This is a genomic window from Geminicoccus flavidas, assembly GCF_009806515.1.
In the GTDB taxonomy this organism is placed as follows: Bacteria; Pseudomonadota; Alphaproteobacteria; order Geminicoccales; family Geminicoccaceae; genus Geminicoccus; species Geminicoccus flavidus.
On the sequence record NZ_WUJP01000154.1, the window covers coordinates 1 to 14,601 of the forward strand.

The 14,601-nt window shown below is 66.0% G+C and carries 14 protein-coding genes; 5 read left to right on the forward strand and 9 right to left on the reverse strand.

Features of this window, described 5'->3' with window-relative positions; all coding sequences use genetic code 11:
* A partial coding sequence (locus EQG76_RS04140) for an SAM hydrolase/SAM-dependent halogenase family protein (RefSeq protein ID WP_200840544.1) occupies positions 1-594 on the reverse strand: 594 nt, incomplete at its 3' end.
* A gap of 689 nt (positions 595-1,283) precedes the next feature.
* On the opposite strand from EQG76_RS04140, the gene EQG76_RS04145 reads away from it, so the two are divergent.
* Positions 1,284-2,666 carry a cytochrome-c peroxidase gene (locus EQG76_RS04145; protein ID WP_159710863.1) on the forward strand — a complete coding sequence of 461 codons (1,383 nt, stop codon included), beginning with the start codon at positions 1,284-1,286 and terminating at the stop codon, positions 2,664-2,666.
* 344 nt (positions 2,667-3,010) lie between these two features.
* On the opposite strand, the gene EQG76_RS04150 is transcribed toward EQG76_RS04145, so the two are convergent.
* Together EQG76_RS04150 and EQG76_RS04155 are read right to left on the reverse strand one after the other, a co-directional pair.
* Complete coding sequence (locus tag EQG76_RS04150) at positions 3,011-3,661, reverse strand: hypothetical protein (protein WP_159710865.1); 651 nt, start codon at positions 3,659-3,661, stop codon at positions 3,011-3,013.
* Positions 3,658-4,140, reverse strand: a complete 483-nt coding sequence (locus tag EQG76_RS04155; RefSeq protein ID WP_159710867.1) for a hypothetical protein — start codon at positions 4,138-4,140, stop codon at positions 3,658-3,660. Before EQG76_RS04155 ends, EQG76_RS04150 begins: the two co-directional genes overlap by 4 nt.
* A 413-nt stretch (positions 4,141-4,553) precedes the next feature.
* Here EQG76_RS04155 and EQG76_RS04160 point away from each other — a divergent pair, with 413 nt between their 5' ends.
* From EQG76_RS04160 to dhaK, 3 genes are all read left to right on the forward strand, one after another.
* Complete coding sequence (locus tag EQG76_RS04160) at positions 4,554-5,567, forward strand: class II aldolase/adducin family protein (RefSeq protein WP_159710869.1); 1,014 nt, start codon at positions 4,554-4,556, stop codon at positions 5,565-5,567.
* 98 nt (positions 5,568-5,665) lie between these two features.
* Positions 5,666-7,507 carry an ABC transporter ATP-binding protein/permease gene (locus tag EQG76_RS04165; protein WP_200840545.1) on the forward strand — a complete coding sequence of 614 codons (1,842 nt, stop codon included), beginning with the start codon at positions 5,666-5,668 and terminating at the stop codon, positions 7,505-7,507.
* Positions 7,504-8,496, forward strand: coding sequence for a dihydroxyacetone kinase subunit DhaK (gene dhaK, locus EQG76_RS04170; RefSeq protein ID WP_159710871.1), 993 nt, complete (start codon positions 7,504-7,506; stop codon positions 8,494-8,496). The genes EQG76_RS04165 and dhaK overlap by 4 nt, the downstream gene beginning before the upstream one ends.
* A gap of 11 nt (positions 8,497-8,507) precedes the next feature.
* Here the strand turns inward: dhaK and EQG76_RS04175 are convergent, their stop codons facing one another.
* Genes EQG76_RS04175 through EQG76_RS04185 form a run of 3 tightly spaced genes read right to left on the reverse strand, consistent with a single transcriptional unit; the run spans position 8,508 to position 10,082 of the window.
* Entirely contained in the window at positions 8,508-8,933 is a 426-nt protein-coding gene (locus EQG76_RS04175) for a hypothetical protein (protein WP_159710873.1), read from the reverse strand.
* The gene (locus EQG76_RS04180) at positions 8,930-9,640 is read right to left on the reverse strand and encodes a hypothetical protein (RefSeq protein WP_159710875.1); all 711 of its coding nucleotides are present in this window, start codon (positions 9,638-9,640) and stop codon (positions 8,930-8,932) included. The genes EQG76_RS04175 and EQG76_RS04180 overlap by 4 nt, the downstream gene beginning before the upstream one ends.
* 22 nt (positions 9,641-9,662) lie before the next feature.
* Complete coding sequence (locus EQG76_RS04185; RefSeq protein WP_159710877.1) at positions 9,663-10,082, reverse strand: hypothetical protein; 420 nt, start codon at positions 10,080-10,082, stop codon at positions 9,663-9,665.
* A 294-nt stretch (positions 10,083-10,376) separates the two neighbouring features.
* On the opposite strand from EQG76_RS04185, the gene EQG76_RS04190 reads away from it, so the two are divergent.
* Positions 10,377-11,762 (forward strand): O-antigen ligase family protein, encoded by a 1,386-nt coding sequence (locus EQG76_RS04190; protein WP_159710879.1) that lies wholly within the window; start codon positions 10,377-10,379, stop codon positions 11,760-11,762.
* Positions 11,763-11,828: 66 nt separating this feature from the next.
* Here EQG76_RS04190 and EQG76_RS04195 read toward each other — a convergent pair whose 3' ends face one another.
* From EQG76_RS04195 to EQG76_RS04205, 3 genes are all read right to left on the reverse strand, one after another.
* Complete coding sequence (locus EQG76_RS04195; RefSeq protein WP_159710881.1) at positions 11,829-12,605, reverse strand: EipB family protein; 777 nt, start codon at positions 12,603-12,605, stop codon at positions 11,829-11,831.
* Between the two features lie 63 nt (positions 12,606-12,668).
* On the reverse strand, positions 12,669-13,574 hold the full coding sequence (locus tag EQG76_RS04200) for a 3-hydroxybutyryl-CoA dehydrogenase (RefSeq protein ID WP_159710883.1): 906 nt from the start codon (positions 13,572-13,574) through the stop codon (positions 12,669-12,671).
* A gap of 29 nt (positions 13,575-13,603) precedes the next feature.
* Positions 13,604-14,545, reverse strand: a complete 942-nt coding sequence (locus EQG76_RS04205; protein WP_159710885.1) for an electron transfer flavoprotein subunit alpha/FixB family protein — start codon at positions 14,543-14,545, stop codon at positions 13,604-13,606.
* Positions 14,546-14,601: the final 56 nt, after the last annotated feature.

Consider the following 14,601-nt stretch of genomic DNA (forward strand, 5'->3'; position numbering starts at 1 on the left):
CGTCCCGTCCGCCAGTTCGGCGTGCTGGTAGGGGATCCGGACCACGTCGCCCGTCAGGGCGGGACCGAACGATTCGAACGTCGCCTGGCCGGCTGCCAGGCGCGCGGCGTTGTAGGAGAAGATGTCGCGCCCATGGAAGGTGTGGGAATGTTCCGATCCCGGCAGCCGGTTCTTCTCGGCATCGATGCTGCGCACCGCCTCGACCCCGATCTGCTCGGCGACCAGGGTGAGCGAGCCGTTGTCCGGCCCCACATAATAGTGGCCGGACTTCAGCTTCGCGACCACGGCCCCGCGCTCGGTCCCGACGCCTGGGTCGACCACCGAGACGAACACCGTTCCTTGTGGCCAGTAGGGCACCAGATGGGCCAGGTGGAAGGCGGCCGTCCAGATGTCGAAGGGCGGGATCTCGTGGGTGTTGTCGAACAGCTCGAGTTCCCGGTCGACCTGCTTGGCCACCCCCTTCATCTCGGCCACCGCACTGTCGCGCAGGCCGAAATCGGTCTGGTACACGATCATCCCGGCCGGCTCCGCGGCCCGCGCAATGCCGCAGGACCACAGACCGAGGAGGGCTAGGGCGAGCAGTCGGGCTTTCATGGCGTCCTCCATCGGCTCCGGATGTCGGTGCCTATCTGCCGGGCAAGTGGCTGACGCTGCAACAGCGGGCGTGCATCCGGTTCGCCGTCTCTTGCACTGGAGCACCCGGCTTCCGCTCGCGCTTCCGCCGATCCCACCCATCCTGCCGACGGCCACGACATTCTGACCGGCGGTCGGGCTCAGACACTCGTAGTTGAGCAGTTCTCTTACCGCTCTCTTGCCGCTCGCCTCACTCCTCCCACCCAAGATCGATGACATAGCTCGGGCTACCAATGCGAAGCCCGCAGCCTCGGCGGCGGATACGGCCCTGACTGCAAGCGAGCGGGAGGAAGGGACCCGACTGCGGCGTGAGTCCCCCTTCGCCTGTCGAAGGCGAAGGCATCACTCGTAATCGCTCACCAGTTGATAACAAGAGATCAATCAGACAGACTGAGCATCATTTATAGATTTGGACAGATCATGCATCACATGCTAGTATAGATATCTATCATGCAAGCAATGACAACCACACCATATTGTAATTAACATTTCCAAGATCTTAATTTTATTGTGCTAGTTGTCTATATATAAGAAAGTAACCGTGCATCTATTTGCAACATTTTTCCCATCTGACGTAACTTACTTGGTCTCAATATTCGTAAAGACGAGCATGACGATACTGATTTCAGGGAGGACGTATGATGATGAGAGTGACTCTGTTCACGAAATGCCTGATCCTCACCTCGGCCGCACTCACGCCCCCATTCTTGTCAGCAGACGCTGGTGCACTTGAACCTATCGAAGCATTGGGCAAGAACATCTTCTTCGACGAGAAGCTGTCCATACCTGCCAACAAGCAGGCCTGCGCTTCATGCCACGATCCGGCAAAAGGCTGGATCCTGCCAAACTCCACCATCAACGCCACCACAGTGGTGGCGCCAGGCGCAAAGCCCCATGCGGTAGGCAACATCAAGCCGCCCGCCAATGCCTATGCCAGCTTCAGCCCGCCGTTCCGATCCGGAAATTTCGGCCCGTTCACGCCACCCTGGGAAGGCGGCAACTTCTGGGATGGTCGTGCCGAAGGCTGCGGGGCGACAGCTGGCGCCAAATGCCCGACTGCGGCGCCACGAGGAGCAGTCAGCGCAACGATCAGGCCCTCGGACCTGCCCTCGTCCAAACAGGCCCAGTACGCAGAGTTTCTTGGTCCGATAGCCGATCAGGCCTTGAACCCCTTCCCGAATGACGTCGAACAGAACATCCGGGAGAAGAACGTTTGCCAGCGGGTCAAGACGGCAAAGTACAAGGATCTATACCGGCAAGCTTATGGCGGGGAGATAGACTGCAGCCCGAACCCGAAAGAGAACCCGGCCTACCGGACCAGCTTCAAGCGGCTTGCGGTAGCAATTGCCGCCTGGCAGGCATCAACCGACGTAAATTCATTTAGCTCCAAGCGCGACAGAGCGCTTGCGGATGATAAAGATCACAAGTTTCCTCTCGAGGATTTTACGGATCAGGAGAACCTGGGTCACGATTTATTTTATGGCATTACATCATCATTGAATCCCCAAGGAAAGAACGCCCTCTGCGCTGCATGTCACAACGGAGTGCCGCAGGGGCAGGCCGCTGATCCTAGAGGTGAGGCTCCGAAACAATTGTACACCGACAACCGTTACCACCATATCGGCGTGCCTTTTAATCGTCAGATCCCCGGGGTCGGCAAGGGGGTGAAAACGGGCCTGAGGACCCACGTCACGAACGTCCCGCCGGGAAACTTCAGGACGCCGACACTGCGCAACGTGGCCAAAGGACTGAATGGAGGCTTTGTAAAAGCCTACACTCACAATGGCTGGTTCAAGAGCCTGGAGAGCTTGGTTCACTTCTATAACACGCGTGATGTCTTACGGAGATGCGAAACCCTGGGCATAACCAACGCCACGGAAAAAGAAGCGCTGCAGAATAACTGCTGGCCTGCACCAGAGTTTCCCAACCCTGCTGTTGTTGTCGTTGGGAACCTCAGACTGACTGACTCGGAGGAGTCGGCAATTGTAGCTTATTTGAAAACGTTCGGGGATGCGCATACGCCGAGGCCCTGAGATTCCGTCAAGAAGTCGGCTGGGCGCCACGATGCGGTCCGCTGGGACTGATCGGCTGAAGAAAGCCCTAGCGAAGTCGCGGCCCGCCGCTTCGGCCTTCTTCGCATTATTGCCGGCGCGTTCGGCGGCCCGCAGCAACGGCAGCCAGCGCTCCGGCATGATCCGCCTGCCTGCTTCCCCGTCGCGCGGCCTGTGCGATGCCGCAGGACTACAGTCCGAGGAGAGCTGGAGTGAGCAGTCGGGCGCTCATGGCGTCCTTCACCGACCTCGGGTGTCCGCGCCTGTCTGCTGGGGCACGTGGCCTACGCTGCAACAGCATGATGGGCCGGCCGCCGTTCCCGCCCCTATTCCTTCAGGGCCGCCGCCTTCTCGGCACTCGCCCGCTTCGACAGGATTGGCTTGGAACCGGGCGCGCACTGGTTGCACCAGACGGCGCCGAACTGGGCGTTGCAGTCGTAGCTGGTGCCGTTGGAACAGGTCTCGGTGAAAGTCTGGAAGCAGACCGGCATGCCGCCTGCGTTCGAGCAGTAGTTATGGATGTTGGCCTGCGGGCAACCCGGATCGCGCACGGGATCGCCCACAGTCTGGCAGCCCTGGACATCCGGCGGCGGCGTGGACGAGCAGGCGAGGCTGACCGTCAGGTCCTGGGCCCCGTACCAGTTGGTGAAGGTCCCGTCGAACTTGTTGGGTGCCTCGGCAAACCAGTTGGCTGTGCCGGTGAAGCCGGTCTCCTTCCAGGTATAGCTGCCGACATAGCCCGCATAGGGATAGCTCCAGTAATAGGGGTGGTCGCCGGTGCAGTAATAGGCCCAGCCCTTGGTCTCGGCCCGGCCATAGGGCACGGGCGCCTGGGTCTGCACCTCGCAGTTGGGGATCGGATTGCCCGTCCCGTTGCTGGCGGTCAGGCAGACATCGAGTTCCTGGGCGCCGGCGAGTGCTGGCAGCAGCAGGAAGCCGCAGGCTGTCAGGCCCGCCCGGATGCGATCGAGCCTCATCGCCGGATCTCCTGGATCAGCCTCGATGGCGAGGCATGCGCCTGGCTCATGAACCCGCCCGTGCCGGCGAACGGCCTGGTCGAGCAGCCGACATACAGGCGGAAGGAGCCTGCCATGTTCCCATGATTGCGAACCAGCACGGTGAGGCTGCGCAGTTCTCCGCTGGCGGACGGAACGGCTGCGGCGGGCTGCGGTGCCACCGTGAGCTCCAGGTGCTCGTGCCGTTTGGCGTCCCAGCCGACCGCATGAGGATAGACGCTGGGGCAGGTGAGCGTGACTTCTCGGACTTCGCCCGCACCCACCCGTGTGAACCGGGAGTGGACGGTCCCGCACTGGTGCCCGGCCGCCCCCAGACATTCCTGCCGCTGATACTGGATAATACGCCCGCTGTCGAAGACCGGGTGCGCACTGGTGGACAGCGTCGGGGCGCACAGTATCGCCGGCAGCACGAGCCGGGCAAAGCTTCGTCGTGTCAGCATTTTCTGGAACTACCTTCCAACTGCGCCGCCTCTTTCATGCTTTCGGCACGTCCGCTTCGACCTGCAAAGGAGCAGCGGCTGGATGATCCGGGAATTCAGCGGAAATTCCTGGCATCTGGCTGCCCGGCCCCACGCCACCGACCACCGTCGGCACGACTAATGGGAAAACTCGCTTCGATGCGCTATCCTGTCCGGCCTTCGGCCAGGAAACGCACATGCGACACCGGATCGAAGCTGAACCAGGGTTTTGCACGAACGAACCCGAGAAACGACGGCCTCTTCCGGACGCGCGCCCGGGCCCGGACGGCGGGCCTGCGATTGCACGAGTAATGTACATTTGTTCCGCACCGCTCGCGTCGGCCGGCGGGGCGCGCTACAAGCGGGCGGGCAGGCGAACAGGAAGGGCCAGGAGCGTGGACGAGGATCTGGAAGCCCTGCGGCGGTTCTCCGCCGCGATCGGTGCGGACCCGACGGTGGTGCAGGCGGCCGGCGGCAACACCTCGGTCAAGATCGACGACACGCTCTGGGTGAAGGCCTCCGGCCTGCAGCTGAAAGACGCGCTGACCGAGGACGTGTTCGTGCCGCTGCGCCTCTCCGGCGTGCGCCGCCGGATTGAGGCGGGCGAGGACCAGCCGGCCAAGCCGGAGGTTCTGGAAGGCAGGCTCCGCCCGTCGATCGAGACCAGCCTGCACGCCCTCCTGCCGCACCGGTTCGTGAGCCATACCCACTCGGTGGCCGGGATCGCCTTCGCCGCGGCCAAGGACGGCAGGGAACGAATCGCCGCCCGGCTCGACGGGCTGGACTGGCACTGGATCCCCTACGTGATGCCGGGCGTGCCGCTCACCCGGGCGGTGGCCAAGGCCATGGCCGAGCGCCCGGCCGACGTGCTGGTCCTGAAGAACCACGGCCTCGTCTATGGCGCGGACAGTGCCGAGGCGCTGGAGGAGTTGCATCGCGAGCTGGAGGCACGGGTCGCCCTGCCGGTCGCCCCCTCGGACGAGCCCGACCTGCCGCAGCTCCAGCGGGTGCTGGCCGCCTCGGCCGGCTGGCGCCTGCCGGTCCACGCCAAGGTCCACGAGGTGGCGCTCGATCCGCGTCGGGTGGCGCTCGCCACGGGCGGGGTCGGCTGGCCAGACCACGCCATCTTTCTGGCCGACCGGATAGCCCGGCTGCCGGTCACCGCCGAGGCGATCCCAGAGGGCGAGACGGCGAAGCTCGCGCTGGTCGAGGGCGTAGGCGCCCTGGTCCGGGCCGATCTCGGGCCCGCGGGCGACGAGCTGGCCCTCTGCCTGGCCCTGGTCCTAGAGCGCTTCCCGATCGATGCCGAGATGATTTATCTGCCGCCCGAGGAGGTGGCCGCACTGATGGGCTGGGAGGCCGAGACCTACCGACAGAAGCTGGCGCGGGAGCGGGCCGCCGGCGGCTGATCTCACGCGCGGCTCGCAGGGAATTGCATGGGCTTGGCTTTCCCGCCAAAGCCCTGTTCCTATGATCCGGCGCCACGCCAGGACCATGGAGACCCGCATTGATCGGTACGGCCGAAGGCAAGACTGCGAAGACGGGGCGCGGCCGTGACCTGACCAGGAAAATCGCCGAGACCGGCCATGTCCTGGGCAAGGTCTGGGCGCTGGCCAAGCCCTACTTCCTCAAGTCCGAGGAGCGCGTTCTGGCGCTGGGCCTGCTGGGCGTGATCGTCGGCATGGGGTTCTTCCTCGTCTGGATGAGCAAGAACCTCAACAGCTGGAACCGTGACTTCTACACTGCCCTGCAGGAGAAGGACGCGGCCACGTTCTGGCGGCTGCTGCTGTCCTTCGACAGCCTGGAAGCCCTGTTCTTCTCCTGGGTCGGCCTAGTCGTCGTCTATCTGGTGATCGCGGTCTACCGCTTCTGGCTCACCCAGTTCCTGACCATCCGCTGGCGGCGCTGGCTGACCGATGTCTATTTCAGCGACTGGCTGCGCGATCGGACCTACTACCGGATGGAGTTGACCCATACCGGGACGGACAACCCGGAGCAGCGCATCGAGCAGGACGTGGCCTCCTTCACCCAGCGCACGCTCAGCCTGGGGCTCGGCCTGATCATGGAAGTGGCGACGCTGGTCACCTTCACGGTCGTGCTCTGGAACCTGTCCGGCTCTGTCACGCTGCCGGTGATGGGCGGTATCGAGGTGCCGGCCTACATGTTCTGGACAGCCATTCTCTATGCGGTGCTGGGCTCCTGGCTCACCTACCGGATCGGCCGCCCGCTGGTCCGGGTCAATTTCGAGCTGGAGCGCTACAACGCGGACTTCCGCTACCGCATGGTGCGCACCCGCGAGAACGCCGAGAGCATCGCCCTCTATAGCGGCGAGGCGCAGGAGCGCGGCCGGCTCCAGCAGGCGTTCGGCAGGATCTACGACACCTACTGGCAGTACATGACCTACTACAAGCGGCTGACCTGGCTGACCGTCTTCTACAGCCAGGTCGCCAGCATCTTCCCGGTGGTCATGCAGGCGCCACGCTACTTCTCGGGCCAGATCCCGTTCGGCGCGCTCACCCAGACCGCCGGCGCGTTCGCGCAGGTGCAGAGCAGCCTGTCCTGGTTCGTCGACAACTTCACGATCCTGGCGGACTGGAAGGCAGTGGTCGACCGGCTGACCACCTTCAGCGATGCGATGATCGAGGCGCGCCGGCAGCAGCACGAGGAATCCGGGATCGAGGTGGCGCCGCACCCGGGCAGGGAGCTGGCGATCCGGCAGGTGAACGTCCACCTGCCCAACGGCACGCCGCTTCTGCGCGACATCGACCTGACGATCGAGCCGGGCGACCGGCTGGTACTCCAGGGCCCGTCCGGCAGCGGCAAGACCACCCTGTTCCGGGTGCTGGCCGGGCTGTGGCCGTTCGGCTCCGGCAGCGTCCGCACCCCGGCGGACAGCCACGTGCTGTTCGTCCCGCAAAAGCCCTACATGCCGATCGGCACGCTGCGCGAGGCGCTGCTCTACCCTCGCACACCCGGCGCCGACGATGACGAGGCCCTGCGCGCGGCGCTGACCGCCTGCCGCCTGGGGCATCTGGTCACCCGGCTGGACGATGTCGCCAACTGGGCGATGAGCCTGTCGCCCGGCGAGCAGCAGCGCCTGGCATTCGCGCGCGCCCTCTTGCTCCGGCCGGACTGGCTGTTCCTCGATGAGGCCACCTCGGCGCTGGATGAGGCCACCGAGGAGGCCATGTACCGCATAGTGGTCGAGCGCCTGCCGGAGGCGACGATCGTGTCGATCGCGCACCGGCCCTCGGTCACGGGCTTCCATCGTGGCCGGCTGGTGATCGACAAGGAGGCCGGCACGGTCACCCGGCAGCCGCTCGAACCGACCCTGGGAGGATACGCATGAAGAAGTTCGTCAACGACGTCGACGACATCCTGAACGAGAGCCTGCGCGGCTTTGCCCTGGCCCATGCGGACCTGGTCGAGGTTGTGTTCGATCCGACCTTCGTGCGGCGCAAGAATGCGCCGCGGCCGGGCAAGGTGGCGCTGCTGTCGGGCGGCGGGTCCGGCCACGAGCCGCTCCATGCCGGCTTCGTTGGCCATGGCATGCTGGATGCCGCCTGCCCCGGCCACGTCTTCACCTCGCCTACGCCCGACCAGATGGTGGCCGCGGCAGCGGCTGTCGACGGCGGTGCCGGCTGGCTCTGGATCGTGAAGAACTACTCCGGCGACGTCATGAACTTCGAGATGGCCGCCGAGATGCTGGAGGGTGAGAGCGCCACCGTGCTGGTCGCCGACGACGTGGCGGTTGAGAACTCGAGCTTCACCGTCGGCCGGCGCGGCGTCGCCGGCACCATGATCGTCGAGCGGATCACCGGTGCCGCGGCCGAGACCGGCGCCGACCTCGCCGCGCTCAAGGCACTGGGCGATGATGTCGCGGCCCGCACTGCCTCGATGGGCGTGGCGTTCAGCTCCTGCATCGTGCCGGCTGCCGGCTCGCCGACCTTCACCCTCGGCGAGGACGAGATGGAGATGGGGGTCGGAATCCATGGCGAGCCGGGTCGCCGGCGGGAGAAGCTGGCCCGCGCCGACGCGATCGCCGAGGAGATGGTGACCGCGATCCTGCAGGACCTGGCGCCGAAGCCGGGCCAGCCCGTGCTGCTCCACGTCAACGGCTTCGGCGGCACGCCGTTGATGGAGCTCTACTTGATGTTCGAGCAGGCCAGCCGGCAGCTCGACGCCAAGGGGGTGAAGGTCGCGCGCTCCCTGGTCGGCAACTACACGACCTCGCTGGAAATGGCGGGCTGCTCGCTGACGGTCACCGCCCTCGATGACCGGCTGACCGGGCTATGGGATGCGCCGGTGCATACCCCCGCATTGCGCTGGGGGCGCTAGCCGCCGACGCGTCAGGGTGCCGTAGCCGGCGGCACCAGCGCGCCCCCCTGCGGGTCGATCTCGCAGGGGTACTCGCCCGACAGCATGACCGTCAGGATGGTGCCGGCGGTGATGCTCCCCAGCGAGTCCTTGGACCGGGCGCGCTTGCGCAGCTCGCCGATATGCTCCGCGAGCTTCGGCCCGAGCGTCACGGCACGCAGGTCCTCCTGCTCGGGCGGGCAGAAGAGCGGCATGCCCTGCTCCGCGAGCATCGAGTTCTGCAGGGACAAGGCATCCATGACGCCGGCGATGTAGAAAGCCGCGACGGACTTGTCCTGGTCCGGCCCGTTCAGCAGCGATTCGATATCCGCTGCGGTGACCGTGCTGTACTGCGCTGCCTGGGAAGGAAGGATCGGCGCCAGGGCCAAGGCGGCGACAACGCCGAGCATGAACTTCATCGACGAGCAACCCCGGGAGGTGGTGCGTTCACCTCGCGCATGAAGCGGGCGAACAGCGGCGGGTTCACCATCAAGGTGGTGGCCACATATTGCAACTGACCAGGCGTGCGGGCGAGCCCGCGCAGGTAGCGGATGTTGCGCCGACCCAGCGATTCGATCTCGGCGTCGAGGCTCCAGAGCGTGATCGGCTTCAGGGCGTCCAGCATGCCGAGCCCGATGCTCACGCGCATCCCGGCCATGCCCGCCGCGATCGCATCCACTTCGTAGGAAGTGTCGAACGCTTCTGCGGCATTCGCCCGATCACCCATCGCCTGCATGGCCACGGCGAGATAGAGCCAGGTGGCGCCGTTGAACGGTGAGCGGTCGAGCGACGCCTTCAGGAACTCGACCGACTGACGGTATCGATCAGCCTGCTCCGACGGTGCGGCACCCGGGAGGTCGACCAGACCGATCATGCCGCAGTAGCGCAGCGCATCCGCTGTCCTCGCCTGCTCTAGGCCAGTAGAGCATACGTCTTCGGCACGGCGCACTGCCTGTGGCGCAACGGAGTCGGAGGCAGCAAGCATGGCCACCGCCGAGGGTGCACCCACGCGCTCAATGGTCGCCACGAACTGACCGGCGGCGAAGTAGAGGCCCACCGCCAGCAACAGGCAGACGGCGGCGCGCCCCGCCCACGGAAAGAACCTCCCCACGGACGAAGCGCGCATCAGCCAACGATCCTGATCAGGTTCACGCACCGAAACCGGTGGTGGTCGGGCTGACCGTCTCAACCGGCGTGAGAGTCACGGGATTGATGATCGGATTGCCGTTCTGATCCTGGAAGGGCTCGCCGCCAGGCGAAGCCAAGCCGAGTCGGAACTCGCCATTGGCGATCACGTCCTCAGGCGAGAGCGAGCGATAGAACGCGATACGCGCCTTCGGCTCGAACAGCCCAGAGTCGCTGTTGAACTTCCAGTAGAGCTTGGCGTTGTAGTAACCCTCGCCGCGCAGCGTGACCGGCAGATCCGCGCTCCAACCGGCCGGCACCGGCCGCGTCGCCCGCGGCTCGAAGCCCTGCGGCCAAGCGCCATAAAGCTCGAACAGCGTGGCGCGCACCACGGTGACGTCGGTGGCCTCACCGAAGACCGTCATCACCTCGGTGCGCGGCACGACCTGTTCCTGGGCCGAAGCCGCGCCCGCAAATCCAACACCGGCCACAAGCGCAAGACCGGCGCATGCCGAAAGCAGTACCCGTCGCATGGACGTACCTCCTTTTCTCTCCTTCCGATGATACGGATTTCGTCCCTGTGAACAAGCGTGTATCAAGTTCGCTTTTGACGCACATTCTTTTGTTGTCCTGGGTGAATTTCAGCGCTCAAACCGGTGCGTGGCAAGAACACGGCAAGGAACCTCATGTCCGCGTGGCATCTGCGTGCAGCCCTGACAGTCTGGCTTTCCCTGCTGTTGGCTATCGCTCCCTGGCCCCTTGGGGGCGTCATTCCCCTGGCGGCCCTCACCTTCACGGTGCTGGGCCTGGCGACCGCGGCACTGGCGGTGCTGCTGCCAGCACTGCCCGAGCGGCGACCATTTACCGCACCGGTCCTGCTGGCCGGTCTCCTGGTCCTGGTCGTGATCGGCTGGTGCATCGTGCAGGTGCTGCCACAGATCGGCGCACCTTTCGCCCATCCCGGCTGGTCCTATGCCCCCAACGGCATGGGCGTCGGGTCCATCTCCATCGACCCTGACGCCGGCATATTCCAGCTCGTCCGCTTCACCGGCTATGCGGCGCTGTTCATCGCAGTACTGGTGGCGGCCACCGACCGCCGGCTCGCCGTCCTGCTCCATCACGTGATGATGGCGGTGATCACTCTCTATGCCGTCTATGGCCTGGTCGCGTGGGGCCTTGAGTTCGAGACCGTGGCCGGGTTCGGCCCGGTGGCCTATGTCGGCGACGTCACCTCGACCTTCGTCAACCGCAACTCCTGGGCGACCTTCGCCAATCTGGGCCTCGTCCTGATCCTCGCCCACATCATCCAGGATCTCGAGGAATCACCGGGCTCCAGCCTGCGCTCCTATCTGGTGGATACCTTCCAGAACGTCCGGCCGGCGCTGCTGATCAAGCTCGTCGCCTTCTTCGTCGTCGCCACCGCCTCGATCCTCAGCCACTCGCGCGGCGGCTTCCTGAGCGCCGCGCTGGCGCTGCCCATGATGGTGATCATCGCGCTGGTCGCCACCCGGCCGCGCGCCAGCATGATCGCCACCGCCGTGCTGGTCGTGGCGGCAGTGGGTGTGTGGATCGTCGCGGCAAGTGGCGAGGGCGTGCTGGCCCGGCTGGAGCAACTCGACATGGAATTTGACGACGGCAGTGCCGGCCGGCTCGCCGCCTGGGCCATCTCGTTCGGCTTGATCGGCGACCGCCCCTGGCTCGGCCATGGCCTGGGCTCGTTCCAGGCGGTGTTCCAGGCGCACAATGACGAGCGGTTCTTTCGAATCTACGACCTCGCGCACAATACCTATGTCGAGCATCTCCTGGAGATCGGCATCCCGGCCACCATCCTGCTCTACGGTGCCATGGCCATCCTGTTTGGCGTCTGCCTGCGTGGCCTGTTCCGCCGGCGGCGCGACCGGGTGTTCACGCTGGCGGCCGTGGGTGCGACCCTGCTGGTCGGGCTGCATGCCCTGGTCGACTTCTCGATCCAGATGCCGGCGATCGCGATGTTCTATGCAGCGATCCTTGCGATCGGCTGCGCCCAGGCAGCACCATCTGCACGCCGCAGGTCAAGCCGGGTCCGCCAAGCCGTGAGCGAGCGCCCGAGCGTGCGCGAAGAACTGGAAGCCGTCCCCTCCTGACCGAGCCCCGGCGGCTCCGTCGTTCCGGCGACGGAGCCGCCGATCCGGATAGCCAGGCAGCCAGCCTCAGTCGCAGGCGGGGGGCGGGAGCTGCTCCAGGTCGTCCAGCGTGCCATGCAGCACGAACTGGCCGTAATCCAGCGTGATGTCGTCGGTGACGCCATCCGCGCGCAGGCGGAAGCTCAGCTGGAACTCGGGCTCCTCGGAGTGGTTGGTGAGCTTGTGGTAGGCGAGATTCATGGTCCAGGCGGCGGGCCGTCCGGCCTCGCCCGGCCAGTTCCGGCCGATCACCGCGCTGACGTTGCTGAGGGCGTCCAGGCCGCTGCCATCGAATACCGGCACGGAAACGAAGCTCTCGCCCCGCTCCGCGGCTGCGATCAGCGCCTTGATGTGCCTGGTCGGGAACAGGGTTCCAGCGGGCAGGGCCACCGACTTGCCGGGCGGGACTGTGAACTCCGCGCGCCCGCCGCCGCCGCTCTCCGGCAGGGATGCCTCGCCCCTGAACTCCTCGGCCGGCTTGCCGTTGTCGAAGGAGCGCATGGAGAAATGCAGACGGTCGTCGGTGTCGGACTCCCAGGAGGAGAAGCGGACATCATAGGAGAAGGGCGGCCCCTCGGCCTGCCCTGCCTGGAAGGCCAGGCGCTGGCTGCTCGTCCAGCCGTCGCAGGCCTTCTTCCATTCCATGACCAGGCCGCCGCGGACGGAGGTCACGGCACCGTCCCCGCCCTCGGCCAGGCTCAGCCGGTAGGCGGCGCGATGCGAGGCGAGTTCCACCGCCTGCGCCGTCGCCGGCAGGCAAAGGAGCCCGAGGAACGCCCAGAACAGCCCGTTCCGTGTTGCCACCGCGCCTTCCTTCCTCACCAGAGCATCACGGCAGGGCATTCCGCCACGCCGATGCCGGACGCGTCAACGGGTCGGAACAGGCTGCTCGCCGCGATAGTCGTAGAAGCCGCGCTTAACCTTGCGGCCAAGCCAGCCGGCCTCGACATATTTCACGAGCAGCGGGCATGGCCGGTACTTGCTGTCGGCCAGCCCCTCGTAGAGGACCTGCATGACCGCTAGGCAGGTATCCAGGCCGATGAAGTCCGCGAGCTCCAGCGGGCCCATCGGGTGGTTGGCCCCGAGGCGCATCGCCGTGTCGATGCTCTCGACGTTCCCCACGCCCTCGTAGAGCGTGTAGACCGCCTCGTTGATCATCGGCAGGAGGATCCGGTTGACGATGAAGGCGGGGAAGTCCTCGGCCGTGACCGGAGCCTTGCCCAACCGCTCCGTCACCTCGCGGATCGCGAGATAGGTATCCTCCTCGGTCGCGATCCCGCGGATCACCTCGATCAGCTTCATGGCCGGCACCGGGTTCATGAAGTGCATGCCGATGAAGCGTTCCGGCCGGTCGGTCGCCGCCGCCAGCCGGGTGATCGGGATCGAGCTCGTGTTGGACGCGATGATCGCGTCCTTGCGCAGATGGACGAGCAGGTCCTTGAAGATCGCCTTCTTGACCTGCTCGTTCTCCGTGGCGGCCTCGACCACCAGCTCGCACTCGGCCAGATCCTCCAGCGCGCCGGATGCGGTGATGCGATCCATGGCGGCCGCCCTGCCCGCCTCGTCTAGCTGGCCCTTCCTGATCTGCCGGTCGAGGCCGACCGCGATCTTGCTCATCGCAGCGGCGAGCTGCTCGGGGTTGATGTCGACCAGCTTCACCCGGTAGCCGGCCAGTGCCGCCACCTGGGCGATGCCGCTGCCCATCTGACCGGCACCGATCACGCCGATCGTGGCGATCTCCGGGAGCGGAGGGAGCTGCGCGGGCTCGGTCATCGGCTGGAGGCTCCGGTTGCGTCGGAAGGTCAGGATGATTTGGCTCGCTTCAGTTCTTGGGTGAGCTCGGGGATGAGCTTGAACAGGTCGCCCACCAGGCCGTAGTCGGCGACCTGGAACATCGGCGCCTCCTCGTCCTTGTTGATCGCGACGATGACCTTGGAGTCCTTCATGCCGGCCAGATGCTGGATCGCACCGGAAATGCCGACGGCGACATACAGGTCGGGCGCCACGATCTTGCCGGTCTGCCCGACCTGGAAGTCGTTCGGCACGAAGCCGGCATCGACCGCGGCACGGCTGGCGCCGACCGCAGCGCCGAGCACGTCCGCCAGCTCGTCCAGGAGCTTGAAGTTCTCGCCCGAGCCCATGCCGCGCCCGCCGGAGACGACGATCCGCGCAGACGTGAGCTCCGGCCGCTCGCTCTGGCTGACCTCCTGGCCGACGAAGCTGGAAAGGTCGCTGGGTGCCGGCAGGTCGACCGGCTCGACGCTGGCCGAGCCGCCCTCGGCGGCCGCCGGCGCAAATGCGGTGGGGCGGATGGTCAGGACCCGCTTGGCGTCGGTGCTGGCCACGGTCGCGAGCGCGTTGCCCGCATAGATGAAGCGCTTGAACCGGTCCGGTCCCAGCACCTCGATCACATCGCTCACCTGGGCGATGTCGAGCAGCGCCGCGGCCCGCGGCATCACGTTCTTGCCGAAGCTCGTGGAGGCAGCGACCAGATGGTCATAGGCAGGCGCCAGCTGGACGAGCAGGGCTGCCGCGTCCTCGGCCGAGGGATGCGCCAGATGGGCCGCATCGGCGACCAGCACCTTGCGCACGCCCGCCACCTTGCCGGCGGCGGCGCCATCCACCCCTGAGCCCATGACGAGCAGGTCGACATCGCCGCCGAGCTGACTGGCAGCGGTGATCGCCGCCAGGGAAGCCTTGGCGACGGCGCCGCCGTCGAGTTCGGCCACGACCAGCACGCTCATCAGAGGACTCCCGCTTCCGTCTTCAGCTTCTGCACCAGCTCCTGCACCGAGCCGAC

Bases quoted from the DNA above. Each gene is read 5' to 3' on its own strand.
- EQG76_RS04150 (WP_159710865.1), bottom strand. From the start codon at position 3,661: ATGAGGCTCGATCGCATCCGGGCGGGCCTGACAGCCTGCGGCTTCCTG.
- EQG76_RS04200 (WP_159710883.1), bottom strand. From the start codon at position 13,574: ATGACCGAGCCCGCGCAGCTCCCTCCGCTCCCGGAGATCGCCACGATC.
- EQG76_RS04175 (WP_159710873.1), bottom strand. From the start codon at position 8,933: ATGAAGTTCATGCTCGGCGTTGTCGCCGCCTTGGCCCTGGCGCCGATC.
- EQG76_RS04180 (WP_159710875.1), bottom strand. From the start codon at position 9,640: ATGCGCGCTTCGTCCGTGGGGAGGTTCTTTCCGTGGGCGGGGCGCGCC.
- EQG76_RS04155 (WP_159710867.1), bottom strand. From the start codon at position 4,140: ATGCTGACACGACGAAGCTTTGCCCGGCTCGTGCTGCCGGCGATACTG.
- EQG76_RS04205 (WP_159710885.1), bottom strand. From the start codon at position 14,545: ATGAGCGTGCTGGTCGTGGCCGAACTCGACGGCGGCGCCGTCGCCAAG.
- dhaK (WP_159710871.1), top strand. From the start codon at position 7,504: ATGAAGAAGTTCGTCAACGACGTCGACGACATCCTGAACGAGAGCCTG.